The sequence below is a fragment of the Halomonas sp. B23F22_20 genome (genome assembly GCF_043496985.1).
In the GTDB taxonomy this organism is placed as follows: domain Bacteria; phylum Pseudomonadota; class Gammaproteobacteria; order Pseudomonadales; family Halomonadaceae; genus Halomonas.
The window spans coordinates 14012-31976 of record NZ_JBIEKH010000012.1 but is presented as its reverse complement, the minus strand read 5'-3'; the positions used below and the strand labels follow the sequence as shown (position 1 = coordinate 31976).

Annotated in this window: 19 protein-coding genes; 13 read left to right on the top strand and 6 right to left on the bottom strand. The window is 62.8% G+C overall.

The window, feature by feature from the left end:
* The first annotated feature begins 10 nt into the window (after positions 1-10).
* The 5 genes from ACGTN6_RS11480 (at position 11) to ACGTN6_RS11460 (ending at position 4265) form a co-directional block, all read left to right on the top strand.
* Entirely contained in the window at positions 11-1078 is a 1068-nt protein-coding gene (locus tag ACGTN6_RS11480; RefSeq protein ID WP_394591670.1) for an ion channel, read from the top strand.
* Between the two features lie 21 nt (positions 1079-1099).
* The gene (locus ACGTN6_RS11475; protein WP_394591669.1) at positions 1100-1840 is read left to right on the top strand and encodes a DUF2491 family protein; all 741 of its coding nucleotides are present in this window, start codon (positions 1100-1102) and stop codon (positions 1838-1840) included.
* Positions 1841-1928: 88 nt separating this feature from the next.
* A complete protein-coding gene (locus ACGTN6_RS11470; RefSeq protein WP_394591668.1) occupies positions 1929-2339 on the top strand; it encodes a DUF350 domain-containing protein in 411 nt (136 codons plus the stop codon).
* A 33-nt stretch (positions 2340-2372) separates the two neighbouring features.
* Positions 2373-2990, top strand: coding sequence for a DUF1190 domain-containing protein (locus ACGTN6_RS11465; protein WP_394591667.1), 618 nt, complete (start codon positions 2373-2375; stop codon positions 2988-2990).
* Positions 2991-3098: 108 nt separating this feature from the next.
* The gene (locus ACGTN6_RS11460; protein WP_394591666.1) at positions 3099-4265 is read left to right on the top strand and encodes a glutathionylspermidine synthase family protein; all 1167 of its coding nucleotides are present in this window, start codon (positions 3099-3101) and stop codon (positions 4263-4265) included.
* Positions 4266-4379: 114 nt separating this feature from the next.
* On the opposite strand, the gene ACGTN6_RS11455 is transcribed toward ACGTN6_RS11460, so the two are convergent.
* Positions 4380-4667: a sll1863 family stress response protein gene (locus ACGTN6_RS11455; RefSeq protein WP_394591665.1), complete on the bottom strand. Its 288-nt coding sequence runs from the start codon at positions 4665-4667 to the stop codon at positions 4380-4382.
* A gap of 238 nt (positions 4668-4905) precedes the next feature.
* Between ACGTN6_RS11455 and ACGTN6_RS11450 the strand changes: the two genes are divergently transcribed.
* Positions 4906-6192 (top strand): MFS transporter, encoded by a 1287-nt coding sequence (locus ACGTN6_RS11450; RefSeq protein ID WP_394591664.1) that lies wholly within the window; start codon positions 4906-4908, stop codon positions 6190-6192.
* Between the two features lie 4 nt (positions 6193-6196).
* On the opposite strand, the gene ACGTN6_RS11445 is transcribed toward ACGTN6_RS11450, so the two are convergent.
* Together ACGTN6_RS11445 and ACGTN6_RS11440 are read right to left on the bottom strand one after the other, a co-directional pair.
* Positions 6197-7957, bottom strand: a complete 1761-nt coding sequence (locus ACGTN6_RS11445; RefSeq protein WP_394591663.1) for a M14 family metallopeptidase — start codon at positions 7955-7957, stop codon at positions 6197-6199.
* Between the two features lie 247 nt (positions 7958-8204).
* On the bottom strand, positions 8205-9092 hold the full coding sequence (locus ACGTN6_RS11440) for a helix-turn-helix transcriptional regulator (RefSeq protein ID WP_444875043.1): 888 nt from the start codon (positions 9090-9092) through the stop codon (positions 8205-8207).
* Positions 9093-9115: 23 nt separating this feature from the next.
* On the opposite strand from ACGTN6_RS11440, the gene ACGTN6_RS11435 reads away from it, so the two are divergent.
* From ACGTN6_RS11435 to ACGTN6_RS11420, 4 genes are all read left to right on the top strand, one after another.
* Positions 9116-10573, top strand: coding sequence for an MFS transporter (locus tag ACGTN6_RS11435; RefSeq protein WP_394591662.1), 1458 nt, complete (start codon positions 9116-9118; stop codon positions 10571-10573).
* 156 nt (positions 10574-10729) lie between these two features.
* Positions 10730-10981: a nucleotidyltransferase family protein gene (locus tag ACGTN6_RS11430; RefSeq protein WP_394591661.1), complete on the top strand. Its 252-nt coding sequence runs from the start codon at positions 10730-10732 to the stop codon at positions 10979-10981.
* Positions 10974-11357 (top strand): HepT-like ribonuclease domain-containing protein, encoded by a 384-nt coding sequence (locus tag ACGTN6_RS11425; protein ID WP_394591660.1) that lies wholly within the window; start codon positions 10974-10976, stop codon positions 11355-11357. Before ACGTN6_RS11430 ends, ACGTN6_RS11425 begins: the two co-directional genes overlap by 8 nt.
* A gap of 449 nt (positions 11358-11806) precedes the next feature.
* The gene (locus ACGTN6_RS11420) at positions 11807-12340 is read left to right on the top strand and encodes a GNAT family N-acetyltransferase (protein ID WP_394591659.1); all 534 of its coding nucleotides are present in this window, start codon (positions 11807-11809) and stop codon (positions 12338-12340) included.
* Positions 12341-12371: 31 nt separating this feature from the next.
* Here the strand turns inward: ACGTN6_RS11420 and ACGTN6_RS11415 are convergent, their stop codons facing one another.
* Positions 12372-13367, bottom strand: a complete 996-nt coding sequence (locus tag ACGTN6_RS11415; protein ID WP_394591658.1) for an ion transporter — start codon at positions 13365-13367, stop codon at positions 12372-12374.
* A gap of 308 nt (positions 13368-13675) precedes the next feature.
* Here ACGTN6_RS11415 and ACGTN6_RS11410 point away from each other — a divergent pair, with 308 nt between their 5' ends.
* Complete coding sequence (locus ACGTN6_RS11410; RefSeq protein ID WP_394591657.1) at positions 13676-14647, top strand: alpha/beta hydrolase family protein; 972 nt, start codon at positions 13676-13678, stop codon at positions 14645-14647.
* Positions 14648-14796: 149 nt separating this feature from the next.
* Here ACGTN6_RS11410 and ACGTN6_RS11405 read toward each other — a convergent pair whose 3' ends face one another.
* Entirely contained in the window at positions 14797-15237 is a 441-nt protein-coding gene (locus ACGTN6_RS11405) for a helix-turn-helix domain-containing protein (protein ID WP_394591656.1), read from the bottom strand.
* 68 nt (positions 15238-15305) lie between these two features.
* On the opposite strand from ACGTN6_RS11405, the gene ACGTN6_RS11400 reads away from it, so the two are divergent.
* Entirely contained in the window at positions 15306-16739 is a 1434-nt protein-coding gene (locus ACGTN6_RS11400; protein WP_394591655.1) for an MFS transporter, read from the top strand.
* Entirely contained in the window at positions 16732-17538 is an 807-nt protein-coding gene (locus ACGTN6_RS11395) for an SAM-dependent methyltransferase (RefSeq protein WP_394591654.1), read from the top strand. Before ACGTN6_RS11400 ends, ACGTN6_RS11395 begins: the two co-directional genes overlap by 8 nt.
* On the opposite strand, the gene ACGTN6_RS11390 is transcribed toward ACGTN6_RS11395, so the two are convergent.
* Positions 17476-17919, bottom strand: coding sequence for a nucleoside phosphorylase-I family protein (locus ACGTN6_RS11390; protein ID WP_394591653.1), 444 nt, complete (start codon positions 17917-17919; stop codon positions 17476-17478). The genes ACGTN6_RS11395 and ACGTN6_RS11390 overlap by 63 nt on opposite strands.
* Between the last annotated feature and the right edge of the window lie 46 nt (positions 17920-17965).

The following is a 17965-nucleotide window of genomic DNA, read 5'->3' as shown; positions in this document are numbered from 1 at the left end:
AGGTTATGTGATGCCTGTAATTCTACGTCTCCTGAAGGCGCTGAAAGCGTCAATGTTTCAGGTGAGCTGGAGCTTCCTTCTCTTCGTCACCCTGGGCCATCTCTTGCTTTCATGGCTCGCCATGGTGGTCGCCGGTGAAGAAGTGGCATCCAGTCCGATAAAGTGGTTGTACTTCTATATCACAACGGCCTCCACTGTCGGCTATGGAGACTATTCTCCCGTGACGGCCGGCGGCCAGCTTGTCGCCGCGCTCTGGCTGATTCCCGGTGGTATTGCCATCTTTGCCGCGCTGATCGGTAAGGCAACCATGACCATCAGTACCTATTGGAGGCACCTCGTGGAAGGGAAAAGTGACTATCGCTCTCTGACCGGTCATACCCTGGTCATTGGCTGGCATGGCGAGACCACGCGCAACATCATCAATATCCTGCGTGCCGACACCGAGCTGCCCGACGACATCGTGCTCTGTGTCTGCCAGGACATCAGTAACCCGATGCCTGGTGATATCAAGTTCGTCCGTGGCGAGAGCTTCGCCAGTGCCGATCTTCTGCAGCGAGCGGGCGTCACCGGCGCCAGTCGCATCATCATCTATGATGACAGCGACGAGCGGGTCGCCACCATCGCTCTCTCGGTCTATCCCCTCAAGTCGAGCCATTGCCATATCGTCGCCCACTGCGGCGACCCGCATACGGCGGACATGCTGCGTCGTACGCTGCCCGGCATCGAATGTACCGAGGCACTCGCCATCGAGATGCTGGTACGCTCCTCGACGGATGCAGGCATCAGTCGGGTGGTCAATGAGCTGCTCTCTGTGACGCATGGTGCGACCCAGTATCAGGCTTGCTTGCCGGCGGCCAATGGCATGACCTATGGCGAGCTGTTTACCCGAGCCAAGCGCCAGTGCGATGTCACCCTGCTCGGCATCAGCGACAGCAATGAAGATGACGGTAATCTTTTGAACCCTCCGGGAGACGTCGTGCTGCAAGAGGGAGATGTGATTTTCTACATGGGCAACAAGCGCCTTTCCGAACAAGAACTGGTCAGGCTGCTGGCACCATCAGATGCCGTCACCCCCTAACGCATCCGAGGAACCTTCGGCATGTTCGACAAGATCAAGACCCTGTTAAAAGGCGCGGCCCCCGATCACAAGGGGCAGGAAGCCTATGACCACCAGCATGCCCGGCTTGCACGCGGCTTACCGATGGGCATGTCGCCTGAGGATTTTGCCGGCATGCGGCTGGATGGGCGTGTGACCTTCGATCTGCTCGCGCTGGCTCCCTACAGTGACCTGCTCTTCGACAGCAGCATGGGAGGACAGGACCTGCATATTGCGGCCGTCGGTACGGTCGATCTGGGGCAAGGCGAAACCCTGGTGCGTTTCTATCTGGAGAACGATACCTGGGTACAGGCGTCGGTCGCGTCGGGGCAGGTGATCGAGTACAAGCTGTTCGATTTCTTCCAGGTCCAGCATCTGGCCAATACCGAGTTCGACCGTCTCATCAACGAACACGGTGTTTCCAATGCCGGGGTCTCGCTGGGTAAAGCCGTTCTGCCGCTTGAAAGTGAGAGTGGACAGACGGCAAGCTATTCCCGCGTTTGGGGTCAGGAAGGCGTGCCCTGGTCGCCACCTGTGCTTCTGGAAGAGGAAGTCACCACGCTGGAAAGCGTCATCAATCGTCGGGTCATCCATCACTGCATGCTCTATGAGCGTCAACTCGAAGGTGAAGGGCGCTACGAATATGTGCTGCTGAGCGGTGAGGTTGATGAGGAGGATCGTAGCTACCAGCTGGTGACCAACCTCGGTATCGACCTGAACCCGAACAATATCCGAGCGGTGTAATGCCTCAGGCGTCTTACCCGCTCACTGCAATGGATTGGGGCCGGCGCATGTCGAGCCCGTTGATGCTATCTCATACAAGGAGTCGTATATGAACTATCTCGCCGGGCTTCCCGCCTTTCTTTGCTACCTCATCGTAGGCGTCGCGATGCTGGTGCTGTTCATGTTCTGCTATAGCAAGGCTACCCCGCACCAGGAATGGAAGCTGATCCAGGCGGGTAATACCGCGGCCTCGGCGGCGTATGGCGGCGCCATCCTCGGTTTCACGATACCGCTCTATAGCGCCATGTCGCACTCCGTCAGCCTGGTCGACTTCATCCTGTGGGGCATCGTGGCCTTCGTCGTCCAGATCGTGACCTTCTTCGCCACCAAGGGCGTACTGAAGATCCAGGGAGAGAGCCTGTCCACCCACATCAGCGAGGCGCATGTTGCCTACGGCGTGCTCAGCGGAAGCATCGCCGTCGCGGTCGGCTTGCTCAATGCAGCCGCCATGACCTGGTAAGCGACCGTGAGAACAGGAGCGAAAGGAAACGTTATGGACAACGCGAACAAGCACCTTCCGCGGCGCAAGCGCAGCGTACGGCTCACGTTGGCGCTGATGGGCGCTGGAGCGGCTTCGACCCTGGCAGGTTGTGGCGACAGCTCCCCCGAGACGCTGAGCAACGTGGAGTTCGACGACACCGAAAGCTATCGCAGCGTCGAAGACTGCGTGGAAGGTGGCATCTACACCCGCAAGGCCTGTGAAGCGGCTTACAACCAGGCTCTGGAGAACGTGCCGCACTATCGCACGCAGTCGCAATGCGAAGAGGAGCATGGGGAGGACGCCTGCCAGACCGCACCGCATACCAATAGCGGTAGCGGCAGCTGGTTCATGCCGGCCATGATGGGGTACATGATCGGCAACATGACCGCCTCTTCCAGCCGCGGCCACATGGTCAACCGCGTTTATCAGGAACCGGTCTACCGTACTCGTGACAATCAAGGCAGCTGGTCGGCGGCGACATCGACGGCCTCCAGTCGCATGAAGGGCGTTGAGTCCTCGATGCGTACGACGATCCGCACGCACAATCGAGCCGTTCGAAACTCGTCGTATTCGACCTCTCGCAGTGGCTTCGGCTCTCGCTCGTCGGCGCGGGGTGGTTTCGGCTCCTGACGCGACACTCACTGCGCAGCGTCTGGCAAGCCCCGGGGATTCCTCGGGGCTTGTTCGTCGAGGCTTTCCTCGCATCGATCTTCGTCATCTCTCCACAAAGGCAACCCCATGTTGAAAATTCCCGTACGAGAGCGCAAAGCCTGGAAAGAGTTGGCCAAGGACCTGGGGTTTCATTTCCACACCATCGACGGTGAGGCCTACTGGAAGGAAGAGGCCTATTACCAGTTCACCCTGCGGCAGATCGAGGAAGACATCGAAGCCCCTACCGAAGAGCTGCACGAGATGTGCATGGAAGCGGTAGAGCGCGTCTGCCGCTCCGATGCGCTACTCGACAAGCTGTGCATTCCCGAGTTCATGTGGGAAAGCGTGCGCTCGTCGTGGTGGAACGGCCAGCCCCAGCTGTATGGGCGCATGGATTTGGCCTACGACGGCAAGTGCAAGGCCAAGCTACTGGAACTCAACTACGATACGCCGACCTCGATCTATGAGGCGGGCTTCTTCCAGTGGGTATGGCTCGAACAGGCGATGGAGCAGGGACTGATTCCCTGGCAGGCCGACCAGTTCAATTCGATCCAGGAGAAGCTGATCGGCGCCTTTGCCCATATCGGCCAGCGCCTGGTGACGCCCGAGATGCATTTCTCCAGTATCAGGGATCACGTGGAAGACCGCGCGACCGTCGAATATTTGCAGGACTGCGCGATCCAGGCCGGCGTGGATGCTCCCTTCGTCTACATCGAGGATATCGGTCTGCGCGAGGGTGAGCGGCATTTCCTCGATCACGAGGACAAGCCGATCCAGGCCATCTTCAAGCTCTATCCCTGGGAAGAAATGACCGATGACGAGTTCGGCAGCCAGGTGCCGAAGATGGACACCCACTGGTTCGAGCCACCGTGGAAGACCATCCTGAGCAACAAGGGCATCCTGCCGCTGCTATGGGAGTGGAACGAGGGGCACCCCAATCTGTTGCCCGCCCATTTCGACGATGATCCTCGCCAGTCGCTGCAAAGCGGCTGGGTGCGAAAGCCGTTCTTCTCGCGGGAAGGCAGCAACATCGAGCTGGTGACGCCCGGCGGTGAGCGGGAGTCGGTCGCCGGCCCCTATACCGACAGCCCGCACATCCTCCAGGCTTACCATCCCATGCCCAGATTCGGCGAGGAGCATGCCCTGATCGGAAGCTGGGTCGTGGGGGATCGCGCCTGCGGGATCGGCATTCGCGAGGACAAGGGACGCATCACCAAGGACACCAGCTGCTTCGTGCCGCACATCATCCTGTGATCGGTGAGGTGAAGAGGCCGATACGCAAGCCGGTCGCCACGGGTAGCCCGACCAGCAAGCGTTCGAGTGGCCGACACCGGTGGCATCGGGAACGTCAGGTCCCCGCTCGGCGAGTTACTTGAAGCGCGAGCGCGCCTTCTCGATGGACTCGCTCAGCGAGCTCCAGGCGCGCTCGGCGCCGGCGCGGATGTCGTCCCAGGCGTCGTCGCTGGCGTGTCTCAGCTCCTCGAGCTTGCGGCGCATCTCGTCGCGCCTGGCCTCGAGCCGTTCGACATCCTCCTCATGCTCCATGCGCGCGTCGGCGGCGGCCCCCCTGGCGCGGGCCTTCAGCTTGTCCACCTCGGCCTGCAGCTCGTCCAGCTTGGCGCGTAGTTTCTGTTCGTAGGCATTCCTGTCGCTCATGCGAAACTCCTTTACGTCTGTGGATACGTGGAACCTTGAAGATAGTCTGTCGCGGGGTCGCAAGGCGCCGTCGCTTCAGGGTGGCATGCAGGCCCGGGTGGATGGCAAGGTCAGATGTGAGGTCTGCTAAAAAAACCGCCTGCATTCGGCGACGTTGCAGGCAGGGCCAAGTGCACCATCGACGGTGCCTTGCCGCGCAATCAGTTCTGATCTTCGGCATTCATCTGGCGGAGCTGCCATGAAATCTCTTTCGAGTACTGGGTTTGCGATATTCGGCGCAGCGTTGATTGCCATCAGCTACGGGCTGGCGCGCTTCGCCTTCGGGCTATTCGTGCCGCAGATACGCGATGAGCTGGGCCTCGCGCCGGACGTGATCGGCGTCATCGGCGCGCTGCCGCTGATCAGCTTTCTGCTGGCCACGGCGGTCGCGCCTTTCATCACCGATCATCTCGGTGCCCGCTACACGGCAGTACTGTCCGGGATCTTCGGCGTCGGTGGGCTGGTGCTGATCGGCCAGGCCTCCGATGCGATGATGCTGGGCTCGGGGGTGTTCGCCTGCGGCATCTGTACCGGACTGATGATGCCCGCACTCACCGCCGGCATGCAGGCGATTGTCAGGCGTTCGCTGCACGGGCGCGTCAGCTCGGTGATGAATGCGGGCACCAGCATCGGCGTGATCGTCGCGGTGCCGACGGTGCTGTTCCTGGTCGGCGCCTGGCGGCTGGCCTATCTGTCTTTCGCCATCTGCGCCGCTGTCGGCGTGATCGCCGCCTGGATCTTCCTGCCCTCGGTGTCGCGGATCGTGCCCGCCAACGCCGCGCCGCCGGCGCCGCTTCGCGAGCTTCCCTGGTCGCGCCTGGTTCGCCTCACGCTGTTCGCCTACGTGATGGGTGTCGTCTCCTCTGCCTACTGGATCTTCGCACCGGACCTGGTGGTCACCCTCGGCGGCTTGCCGTCCGCCTCCACCGGCTGGCTGTGGCTGGCGGTGGGCATCGCCGGCCTCGGCGGCGCCGTGGTGGCCGATCTGGCCGACCGCAACAATCCGCCGATCACCCATGCGCTGATGCTGATGATGCTGGCCGCTAGCCTGGCGCTGCTCGCGGCTAGCCCCGCCCAGACGCTGCTGGCGGCGTTTTCCGCGCTGGTCTTCGGGCTGGCCTACATGAGCCTGACGGGGCTCTACCTGATGACCGGCATCCGCCTGCTGCCGGGCCGGCTGTCGGTAGGGCCGGTGCTGCCCTTCATGGCGGTCTCGCTCGGGCAGGCCACCGGCTCGCCGCTCGTCGGCAAGCTGGTCAACGCCTTCGGCTACGCCGACGCCTTCTCCACCTTCGCCGCGCTGGGCATCCTGGTGGCGATCCTCTCGCCCTTTTACCCGGGCCACATCGAGCACGGCGACGAGGAGGAAGCCGAGGAAGATACCGGCCTGCAGGCGGCTTACGACCACCAGCTCCAGAATGAAGAGGGTGAGCCGCTGGCCGACCCCGAAGAGGACGAGGCGCAGAAGCCGGCGGTCGGCGCCTGAGGTCTCAGGCGTTACCTCGTTCGGCGCGCTTGTTCGGCTCCGGGGGCGTGGGGACCGTGATGGTGCGCGTCAGATGGCCGAGCCGCGGGCCGCCGAGGCACACCTTCACCTCGCCTTCGCCCTGGAGGATCCAGCGGGCCGTGGCCTGGTGGGCGTTGCCGCCCGAGCGCTGGAACCAGGGCATCTGCGAGGCCTCGCCGAGGCCGCGCCCCCAGCCGGCGAGGTGGCCCAGTGACTGGCGAGCCTGCCCGGGCCGCGGTAGCCGGCAGCCTTGCACGCTGACGCTTGCCTCGACGCCGGTGTTCCATGGCCGCTCCCGGGCGGCATTGACCCCATGAGTCGGCAGGTAGCCGCGGTTCTCCACCGTGACCCGTAGCTCCCAGTGCCCGGCGCCCAGCGGCATGCAGCGCGTGTCGGCGATGGCCAGCCGTGGCAGCATCGCCGCCACTTGCAGCCAGTAGCCGGTGACGCTTTGGCAGATCGCGGGCAGTTCCTCGGGCGGCGGGTTCCAGAGGCCGTTCACCGGGTCCAGGCCGCCGACCTCCACCTCGCCCAGTTGGGGATGGCGCACTGCCTGCCACGGCCGGAACAGCCGCCCGCGGTTGTGTTCGCGGTCCCACCGGGCCAGCCATTCCATGTCCTCGCGGTCGAGTGCCGAATAGTGCTCCACGAAGCGCTTGGGCCGCGGCCGACTCATGCGCTGGAACAGATCCCACAGCTCGCAGACCTGCGCCAGGCAGCCGCGCTGGTGGTAGGCGAACTCGGTGAGGTCGCCGTGCAGCGGAGTGTCCGGCTGGTAGGTGAACTCCTCGAAGCCGCTGACGGTGGGGTAGCCGACCCGGGCGTGTCCCCAGGCCTCGAGCTGACGGTAGAGAGCCAGGTCCCGCTGGTCCATGCGGCTGTCGGGAGCATCGATCAGCGGGCGGATGAACACGCCGCCGAAGGTGTGCAGGTTCAGCCAGGCATAGAGGTTCGGGTGGGCCCCGGCGAAGTCGATCACCGCCCGGACCTCGGGCTCGGAGCCGGGATACGGGCCGGCGCCGACCTGTTCGGGCTCCGGCCGCCAGCTCCACGGGAAATTGCGGTTGAAGTCCGGCACGCCCGCCAGCCATTCGGGCTCGGGAATCGTCTCGCCGTCCCAGTGCTCGATGAGCCCCTCGGGGTAGAGCCGCCAGTAGGGCGGCGGGTCGCCGATTTGGCGCGGCAGCATCAGGCCGGGCGCCTCGGGCGAGGCGACGAAGTCGCCGGCCTCGTCCCTCACGCGCAGGTAGCGGCAGCGCCCGTCGCCGTCGAGGTCGTGGGCGCGCCAGTAGGACGCGGCGGCGGCCTCCGGCGAGCGGCGTGGGGCGGAGCGCACGAAGCCGCCCTGGCGGAGCACCTGCTCGGCACCATCCGGCGAGATGCGCGGGCAGACATAGAACAGCACGTCCTGCAGGAAGCGGCGAAGATGCTCGGGCAGCTCCTCGGGCAGCGGCAGCGCATCGGTGTGCAGCGCCAGGGCCGCCTCGGCCACCGCCAGCGCGACGCTGGAGCCGGCCAGCTCGGTGCCGTGCATGTTGCCGTCCACCCATACGGCGGGGCGCTTGCGCGCCGGATCGCGGCCGACGGTGAGCACCCAGATCTCCCGTCCCTCTGGGCTCACGCCGATGCTCTGCAGGTGGGCCAGCGCCGGATAGGCCTGCACCCACGCCTTGAGCTGGTGCGTCAGCGCATCGTGGCTCAGGTAGCGATGTCGGAAGCGGCTGTCGTGAACATCCCGTCCCATGTCCGTGCCTCGCTCGGCCATGCCTGATGACAGTATGGCCCAGCGGCGCGAGGCGCCGGAGAATGAGAAGAATGGCTGTCCGGATTAATGGGGCGAAAGGGCTTTCAAGTCCATTCTGGCGCTAAGTCCTGGCAGAAGGTTGATAGATTGATGCCGCATGGAGCAGGTGCACCTGCATGCCCCACCTACCAAGTCGCCCGCCGAGGTTGTGCCACGCTCATGGTGTCCGGCAGACAATCGATTTCATTCAGCGATCGGATGCTGTGCCATCCTGTTGCCGTGCATAGACCACCAGCCGCAGGTGCCGGTCTTCGTCGACAGTCAGCGAAGTGTGCTCGAACGGCTCGGCTTTGCCGTTGAGGATTAGCTTGCGCACACCATTGCAGGGGGCGTGAACGTCGTGCTTGCGCCACCAAGCCTTGAACTCTGGCGATACTCTTTCCAGTTCATCCACCAGCTCGTGAATGTCGGCTTCATGTGTGGCGCGGGCGAAGTCACGGCGGAAACTCGACAGCATCAGTGGCGCCTGTTCTTCCCAAGAATCCAAACGTTCGCGCAGTGCGGGATCGGTGAACAGTAGCCAGAGCAGATTCCGTCGTTCTGGTAAGTGCGCGTCGAAGCCGAAAAGCTGGTCGGCGGGTGCATTGAATCCCAATACGTCCCAACGCAAATTGAGCACAAAGGCGGGATGCGGCAGGTCGTGCATCAGGCGCCGCACTAGCGGCGGCAGCACGCACCAGGTTTTTCCCGGTTCGGCGGGCGGACGCTCATGGGCCAAGAGGAACAAGTGGCGCCGCTCGGCGGCATCCAGTTTCAGCACCCTGGCCAAGCTGTCCAGAAACGCGGCCGACACGCCAATGTCGCGCCCCTGTTCGAGCCAGGTGTACCAGGTCAGGCCGACACCGGAGAGTGCGGCGACTTCTTCCCGGCGCAATCCCGGGGTGCGACGGCGCCCGCCGCTGGGCAGGCCCACGTCGGCGGGCGATAACCGCTCGCGGTGTGCCCGTAGAAAGGCGGACAGGTCGTGGCGGGTTCTTTTGAGAGATCGCATCGTTATCGCGTTGGTTTTAGTAATAGCATAATTAGTTAAATTGTAATGGTTTAACAGGGGTTTGAGAATAAGCGCGTCGAACACCTAGAAAATCCTGGAGACGCGAGATGACCTCAAGTTCCTGTCCTTCTGCTGTGCCGGTGACCGCCGTCAGTGGCCCGCCGTGGCTTGGCCTGTCCGTGCTATTGCTGGCGGGCTTTGTCACGATCTTCGACCTGTTCGTGGTCAATGTGGCCATTCCCAGTATGCAGGCGGGGCTGGGGGCGAGCTTTGCGCAGATTGGCTTCATCGTGGCCAGCTATGAGCTGGCGTTCGGAGTGCTGCTGATTACCGGTGGGCGGTTGGGGGACCTGTTCGGACGCCGCCGTCTGTTCATTCTCGGCATGGCAGGCTTTACGGTGGCATCGGCGTTATGCGGACTGGCGCCCAGCGCGAACTTCCTGATTGGCGCGCGGGTGTTGCAGGGGCTCGCGGCTGCCTTGCTGTTCCCGCAGGTCTATGCCTCCATCCGTGTCAATTTCGATGGTAACGACAGCGCCCGCGCCTTCGGTCTGCTGGGGATGACGCTGGGCCTGGCTGCCATCGCCGGCCAGGTACTGGGCGGCTGGTTGGTGCATGTCGACCTGTTCGGATTGGGTTGGCGTAGCATTTTTCTCATCAACGTGCCCATCGGCCTATTTGCCATTGTAGCGGCACGTTTCATCCCCGAATCCCGCGCACCGCAGCGCCCGACCCTGGACTGGACGGGTGTGACGCTGGTCAGCACTGGACTAACGTTATTACTGGTACCGCTAATCGAGGGGCCGGGGCAAGGTTGGCCGGCCTGGAGCCTTTGGGCGCTGGGTGCAGGGATGGGGATGCTGGTACTGTTCTCTCGGCAACAGGAGCGGCGGCGGATGGCGGGAGAATTGCCGCTGGTGGATATGCGATTGATGGCGCAGCGCCGCTTCGCGCTGGGAGCTGTGCTGGTGCTACTTGTCTATTCCACATCCACTTCCTTTTTCCTGTGTTTTGCCTTGTTGGTTCAGAGCGGACTAGGACTTGATCCTTTCGTGGCGGGCAGCATCTTCGCGCCTTGTAGCGTGGGCTTTGTCTTGGCATCCCTGGCGGCACCACGGTTGGTGGCGCGTTGGGGGTCTCGTGCCATCGTCGCCGGTGCGCTGGTCTATGCGCTGTCCATTGGGCTGCTGATGGCGCAGGTGCACATGGCGAGGGCGGCGCTGGAGCCGACCAGGTTGATTCCCGTGTTGATTGTGGTTGGTGCCGGTCAGGGCTTCGTCATGACGCCGCTATTGAATCTGGTGCTCGGCTTCGTCAAGGAGGCTCAGGCCGGTATGGCATCTGGCGTGATCTCGACAGTCCAGCAAGTTGGCGCAGCGCTGGGGGTGGCGGTGGTGGGCATCCTGTTTGGCGCGGTGCTAGCGGCTGACGATGGCATTGTCGCGCAAGCAGATCATTACGCATCGGCCTTTGTTGCAGGGATGACCTACAACCTGGGCGCAGCTATGTTGGTGTGCGTGCTGTTATTGATACTGAGCCGAGCCCAACACGCAGCTTCGAGATGACGCGGTAGGGAGGCAAGGCCTGGCTGGGGATTGCTTCTACCCCATGCTAGGCTGAGCGATACAAAGCCAAGGGGATCATGACTCTGGAGGCTTGATGCTGGGGAGAGGTGACGGAAGGTGAATAGAAACAGTGTCCTGCAACTGCTTCGAGAGCACATGACGGCCTTGGCCAGCGAATATGGGGTCAGATCATTGGCGCTCTTCGGCTCCATGTCCCGTGACGAGGCTCGAGACGACAGTGATATTGATATCCTGGTGAGCTTCGATGGCCCGGCGACCTCGGCCCGCTATTTCGGAGTGCAGTTTTACCTCGAGGATCTGCTGGGTCACCCCGTGGATCTGGTGACCGACAAGGCGCTTCGCCCCGAGCTCAGGCCCTATATCGAGCGTGAGGCGCTGCGTGTCTGAGCCTCGCCCCCAGCGCGAATGGCGCTTCTATATCGGTGACATGATCGGCTTTGCCGAGAAGGTTCTCTCCTACACGGAAGGCCTCGATCAGGATAGCTTCCTTGCCCATGATCTCACCTACGATGCCACGCTGCGTAACCTCGAGCTGATCGGCGAAGCGGCGACCCGCATTCCAGATGCTGTCCGTCACCAGTATTCGCAAATTCCCTGGCGGATGATCATTGCGACTCGGAATCGCCTGATCCATGCCTATCTGGGGATCGACGACGATACAGTGTGGAGCATCATCCAAGACAACATCCCCCAACTGCTTGAGCAGTTGAATGGTATCAAGATCCAGCATGACTCATCGGGGGCAGACCTCGGTTCTCCATAGAGCCGCCGGCCGCCTCAGTCGTACTGGTGCTGCCAGCCCTTCCCGCGATCTGATCCTTGGGCAGCTGCAGGTGGGCCAGCGCCGGATAGGCCTGCACCCACGCCTTGAGCTGGTGCGTCAGCGCATCGTGGCTCAGGTAGCGGTGTCGGAAGCGGCTGTCGTGAACATCCCGTCCCATGTGCCTGCCTCGCTCGGCCATGCCTTCTGACAATATGGCCCAGCGGCGCGAGGCGCCGGAGAATGAGAAAACCCAGTCGTTGGTGCTAGGCTGAGTCTCTGAGCATCATAACGATAACGACGCCGCCAGCTCTTGGGACGCCACCGAGGCCACCGGTTCCCCGCCACTCATGGTGATCGTCACGCGGACGATCGTCGGGCGGGGAGCCCTCTGCCGCGTGGCGCTTTTTATCATCAAGGAATACGTGAGGATCACGATGAGCGAGACGTCCATGATGGATATCAGGCTGGCGGAAGCGCAGGACCTGCCGAGGATCGTCGAGATCTACAATGCCGCGGTGCCGAGCCGACGCTCGACGGCGGATACCGAGACGGTGACCCCGGAATCCCGCAGCGAGTGGTTCCACCGGCACGAGCCGGAACGTCGCCCGCTGCTGGTCGGCGAGGACCAGGGCGACATCGTCGCCTGGATGAGCTTCGAGGACTTCTACGGCCGGCCGGCGTATGCCCATACGGCTGAGCTGAGCATCTACATCGCGCCGGACTACCAGGGCAGGCTGCTTGGGAAGCGGCTGCTGCGGCGAGCGGAAGCGCTGGCCCCCAGCCTGGGCATATACACCCTCGTCGGCTATGTATTCGCCCACAACGCACCGAGCCTGCGCCTGCTGCGCGCCAGTGGCTACCAGGAGTGGGGGCGGCTGCCGGACGTCGCCCGCATGGATGGCAGCGATTTCAGCCTGTGCATCATGGGCAAGCGCCTCGAGAGTGCGCCGGCCCCGTTGGGGCAGCCGGCTGGCGCAGGTTAGCCGCGGCGCCTGAGTCAGCCCGGCGATTTGCTCAGTCGTACTTGTGCTGCCAGCCTTTCACCGCGATCTGCTCCTTGAGCAGTTCCAGCATGTCCACCAGCACCTGTTCGGTGATCTGTTCGGTATGCGGGTCGGTGCGCAGCCAGGCATCGAAGCCGCTCTCGGCCAGGTGCTCCACCAGGGAAGAGAACTCCGACGACTGCAGGCCCGCCAGCGCCTCGTCGACCAGGCGGCAGGCCAGGTCGGAGAACGAGGCCTCGAGCCCCCGGGCCACCTGGCTGCCCAGCGGCAGGCGCCCGAGGCGGCGAATCTCCGGGCTCTCCGACAGGGTGCGGCCGACCAGCCCGCGCACGTAGCGCAGGGTGTCGTCGCGGTGGTGGGCATAGGCGTCGCCGGCCATGGCCTCCAGCCGTTGGCTGATCTCGCGGATCAGCGCTTGTTTGCGTGGCTGCACGATCCGTTCGATCACCGGGGCGGAGAGCCCGTCGCCGGCGCGGATCTCCTGCTGCACGTTGTCGAGCATGCGGATGGCGATGCGGTCGGTGAGCTCCTCCAGCAGGATGTCGTAGTACTTGGCGACCACGCCGTAGAGGTACCAGCGGCGCACGTCGATCAGGCCCATGCGTTGCAGGCGGTGCAGCAGCGAGATGACGCGCAGGAGTCGCAGCAGCCGGAATCCGCCCAGCGGGATGCAGCCGAGCACGTCGTACCAGTGCACGAAGGGATAGAAGAACCAGCGGTGGTAGTGGCGCTCGGCGATGGCCACCGCCCAGCCCAGCAGCACGTCGAGCAGGAAGACGGCCACGAACGCCAGGTCGATGGTGAGGAAGTTGGCGTGGATGTTCCGCTCGTAGGCGCCGTACAGCCCGGGCGCCACGGCTTCGAAGGCGGCATTCAGCGGCGGCAGCAGGAACAGGCTGTCGAACAGCAGCAGCGCCAGATTGGCGATCACCAGCACGATGATGAACAGGTCCCATACCAGATGGGCCCGTTCGAGGGCGGGCGAGGTCGTGCGGGTGGCGGGCATCTTTCCTCTCCTTATGCAGTGTCGCGGAACGTCCTTTCCTCCCCAGCCTAGAGCGTCGAGGCGTTGGTGGCATGCCCCTCGCGCGGGCAGGTCTGTTCAACTCCTCGTCCTCGGTGGAGATGGTCCCGTCGGCCGTTCCGGTAGAGCGCGTCACTTCGCGACTGCGGGGCGGCTTTGGGCCTGTCGGAGCTTCTGGTGTCTTCCTCCGTGATATTCTCATGGCCGAATACCCACGATCTGGCCGGGGCGCGAGAAGAGCGTCGAGGAAGTGTAGGCAGTTTCTTGTTGACGATATACGGGGAAACACCATGCGGCTGCGTCTATTCTTGTCGCTCTTGGCCATCGTCATTCCGGCCTTTGCGGATTCACCGGTAGGTTTCTCGTCTCAGGTTGATGCCTCCGATGAAAGACGCCCGATCGAACTATCCATCTGGTATCCATCCGCTGACGGTCCATCCTCCATCTTTGGTGGGAATGCCGTTTTCGAGGGCGTTTACGCCTCGCCTAATGCCTCGGTGAAGGAGGGAGAGTTTCCTCTCGTGGTGGTGTCGCACGGCGGCTTGCGGTCCTCGAAAAACTCAGGCGCATGGCTTGGCGCCGGCTTGGCAAGGGCAGGCTTTGTCGCCGTGGAGGTCAATGCGCCACGCCCCGCTAGTGCGGCGATGGCGGTGAACGAGATATGGCAGCGTCCCCGAGACATGAACCGCACCATTGATCTGATGCTGGGCGACCAACGCTGGGCGGAGCACGTTGATCATGGCAGGATTTTCGTGGTGGGCTTTGCCTTGGGTGGAACGGCCGCTCTTGCCGTGTCCGGGGCCGAGATTGACGTGGAGCGCTACCTCCAGGCATGCGCTGCCGATGGCATAGAGGCTCCAGACTGCGAGTGGTACAAGGCACACAACATCGCCTTGGATCAGGCTGACCCTGGTGAGCTTGGGCAGTCCAGGCAAGATCGCCGCGTCAAGGCTGCGGTCGCCATTGATCCCGAGTACCTGGCAGCGTTTTCGGATGGCGGCATGGCGTCAGCCGCTCCGATGCTGTTGATGTCACTCGGTGGCCAGGAACGGCAGATGGCCGAGCCGCCCCAGGTCGAGAGACTCACCATCCAAGAGGCCGATCGCTTCGATGCCTTCGCCACCTGCACCGAAAGTGGGCCTCAGATCCTGCGGGAAGAGAGAGGCGATGTAGCATTGTGTGGTGCTTCGCCCGAAGCGAGAGAGCGCCATCATGCCAGGATGGTCAGTGCGATCCTGGCGTTTGTGGCGAATTATCCATAAGCGCCGAATGTCAGGTTTTTGGCCCGCTTCAGGTTGTCCGTTACCACACTGGGAGACGGATCGATCCAGACTACCCTGAACACGTGGCTTCCCGACTAGGCATCGATTTTTACATCGCACACATGATCGCTACGCGATGACGTGGAGGATTACGCGTCATCCCCTCGGACGGCTTGCCGCAATGCGTTTCTGGCCGCCTCAGTGGGGCAAGCTGCGCGCAGCAGCTTCTGAAAACTGGAGCACTCCAGATGGGACGGCGCGGGGCATTCTGCAACGTGCCGAAGCATGCTGCTCAAGGTCTTCAGTCTTCGAGCCTGGCGATCGAGTTCATCAGCGCGCTCGCTCAACGTCGGTCGAGGCAGGTTTGGCTTTCGATCCTTGTCGAACATGCTACCGATCTCTTCCAGCGTGAAACCCGCACTCTTGCCCAATGAAATCAAGGCGAGCTGCACGAGCGTGTCCTCGCGGTACTGTCGGCGTAATCCGTTTCTGGCGACGGACCGGATAAGGCCGATTTCCTCGTAATAGCGCAGAGTCGAAGTGGCGACACCACTGGCCTTCGAGAGTATGCCGATATCGATGAGGTTCATGCTTGACTTAAAGTTGACTTGAAGTTGCATAGTAGTTTGCAACCAAGCCTCGATCAAGGGTCAAGCACATGAAAGAACCTGCTCTTCCACCCGGCAACAAGCTCGCTTTGGCCGCACTGGCGGGCTCCATTCTGCTGGCCTCACTCGGCATCAGCGTCACGACGGTGGCGCTTCCAACGCTGGCTTCCGCTTTCTCGGCATCGGTACAGCAGGTGCAATGGGTCGTGCTCGCCTATCTGGTGTCGCTGACGGTGGCCATCGTGTCCGCCGGACGCATGGGCGATCTGTACGGAAGTCGCCGTGTGCTGCTTTCCGGCCTGGTGCTCTTCACCTTGTCCTCGATCGCCTGTGCCGTAGCACCGAACCTGGGCTGGCTGGTCGCGGGCCGGGTGGGGCAAGGCCTGGCTGCTGCGGTCCTGATGGCATTGCCGATGTCGCTCGCCAAGGGCTTGATCGCCAAGGAGCGCATGGGTGTAGTGATGGGTTTGCTGGGCACCATGTCGGCAATTGGTACTGCGCTGGGTCCTTCTCTCGGTGGCGGTTTGATCGACCTTCTGGGTTGGCGCTCGATCTTTGTCCTGTTGCTACTGTGCGCGCTTGGCATGATGGCCATTGCGGCGATGGGCATCCCCAAGGAGAAAGGACCGGCCACCACGACGGCTCGCATGGATTGGGCGGGTAGCCTCTGGCTGTGTCTGGCGCTGCTGTTCTTCGCGATGTCCGCCACGGGTGGCAAGGTCGGAATGGCCATTCCTGTCTGGACGCTACTTGCCTCGGCCGCCATTGCGCTGGCGGTGTTTGTCGGCTTCGAGATGCGAGCCCCCCATCCGCTGGTGCCCTTGGCCCTGCTGGGTAGTCGAGTCCTTGCCTCATCACTGATCATGAATGTCATTGTCAGCGCCATCATGATGTCAACGCTGGTGGTTGGGCCCTTCTACCTGGCGTTTGGCCTGGGCCTGAGCGAACTGATGACGGGCATTGTGATGGCGGTCGGCCCTGCTGCCGCCGCACTGTCCGGTATACCCGCAGGCCAACTCACGGACCGGTTCGGCACCGACCGAATCCTGCTTGCGGGTCTGGTGCTTGCGACGGGCGGATTGATCTGCTTCGCACTGCTGCCTCTTCGAGTCGGGATTCCCGGATACGTAATAGCGCTGATACTGACAACGCCGGGCTTTCAACTGTTCTTGGCCGCCAACAACACCGCCACGATGGCAGCAGCTCCAGACGCGCAACGGGGCATGGTCTCCGGGCTGATGGGTCTGTCGCGCAATCTGGGATTCATGACCGGCGCATCGCTGATACCGCTGCTTTTCGCCTCGCTGCTGGGTGATAAGGGGGTGGCCTTGAGTTCCTCGTCAGCCATTGGCGCAGCCTTCTCCCACACGTTTCTCTTGGCAGCGGCGTCGTTCGGACTTGCCATGTTGGCCTTCTTCGTGGGCAAGAAGCGCCCGACATCCATTTCGATGTCATCAACTCATCAAGGAGTGAATCATGACTGATGCAAGCTCACATCCTCTTGTTGACCAAGCCGTCGGCGAATCTCTGCCGGCCTACCTCAGCGGTCGATTTCACTTGGTCAGCACGGGTATCGGCGATGCGGGAAACATTACCGTGAACGCTCAGGAGGTTCTGCGACGCGCCGACGTCGTGTTCGGGACTTCTCGTTTGCTGGAGACCTTTGCAGATCTTCTCAGCGGCAAGGAGCTCCATGATGCCGGACATGGTCTCTTCATGGATCTGATCCGCAAGGACACGCCGGCCGAGAAAGCCGACGCGATGGAGGCCGAAGTCAGACAAATCGTCCGGCGCGCAGCGGAGCAAGGCAAGCGAATCGCCGTCATCGACTATGGTGACTCCATGATTTTCGGGCCGCAGGCGGGCTTCATCCAGGAGTTCAGCGACCTCAATCCGGTGGTCATTCCTGGGGTGTCGAGCTTCAATGCGGCAAACGCGGCTTTGGCTCGCGACGTCATGACCGGCAGCATGAGCCGGTCGGTCATTCTCGCAGCCGCTTATGATACCCGCGACGACTATGCCGGCACCGATACCCTGCAGCGCCTAGCGCAGACCGGCTCCACGCTGGTCTTTTTTGCGATGCGATCACGGTTCCAGCAACTGACCGAGCGCTTGAAGCGAGTTCTGCCTGGCTCCACACCCCTCGCGGTCGTCTGCCACGCCGGTCGAAGCGAGCAGCACACCGTCGTACGAGCGACGCTCGACACCGCCGTCGCGGCGCTACAAGGGCGTGACGTGCCATTCGAACACCTCGTTTATGTGGGGGATTTCCTTGCTGATTGAGGGCTTTCGGGCAAGAGAAGAACTTCTGCGTCGATCCATCGACCTTCGGGGAGTATTGGATGTGTCTGAAACGTCGGCGTCGATGGCCTCAAAAGCCGCGCCCAAAGCGATGTTGGCGCCGGTCGAGAGCGACGCTTCAGGAATCCCGGGAATGCGCAGCGGCAGGGGCTGGGTCGCCGGCAGATCGAGAAAGGGTGTGATGCCCCTCTCGAAGCCCAGCGGCACCACCAGGTTCGGCAGGCGCTCCTGCTGGGCCAGGGTGGCCATCGCAGCGGTGAGCTCCATCGCCGCCTCCACCGGTCCCACGCCGGTCATGAAGCGTGTGAAACGCGCCTTCAGATGCGGGCTATACTCGGCCTCGGCCGCCATCACGATAATCACGTGGCGGTTGCCGAGTGGCGGCAGTTGGGGCACCTCGGTTGCAGTT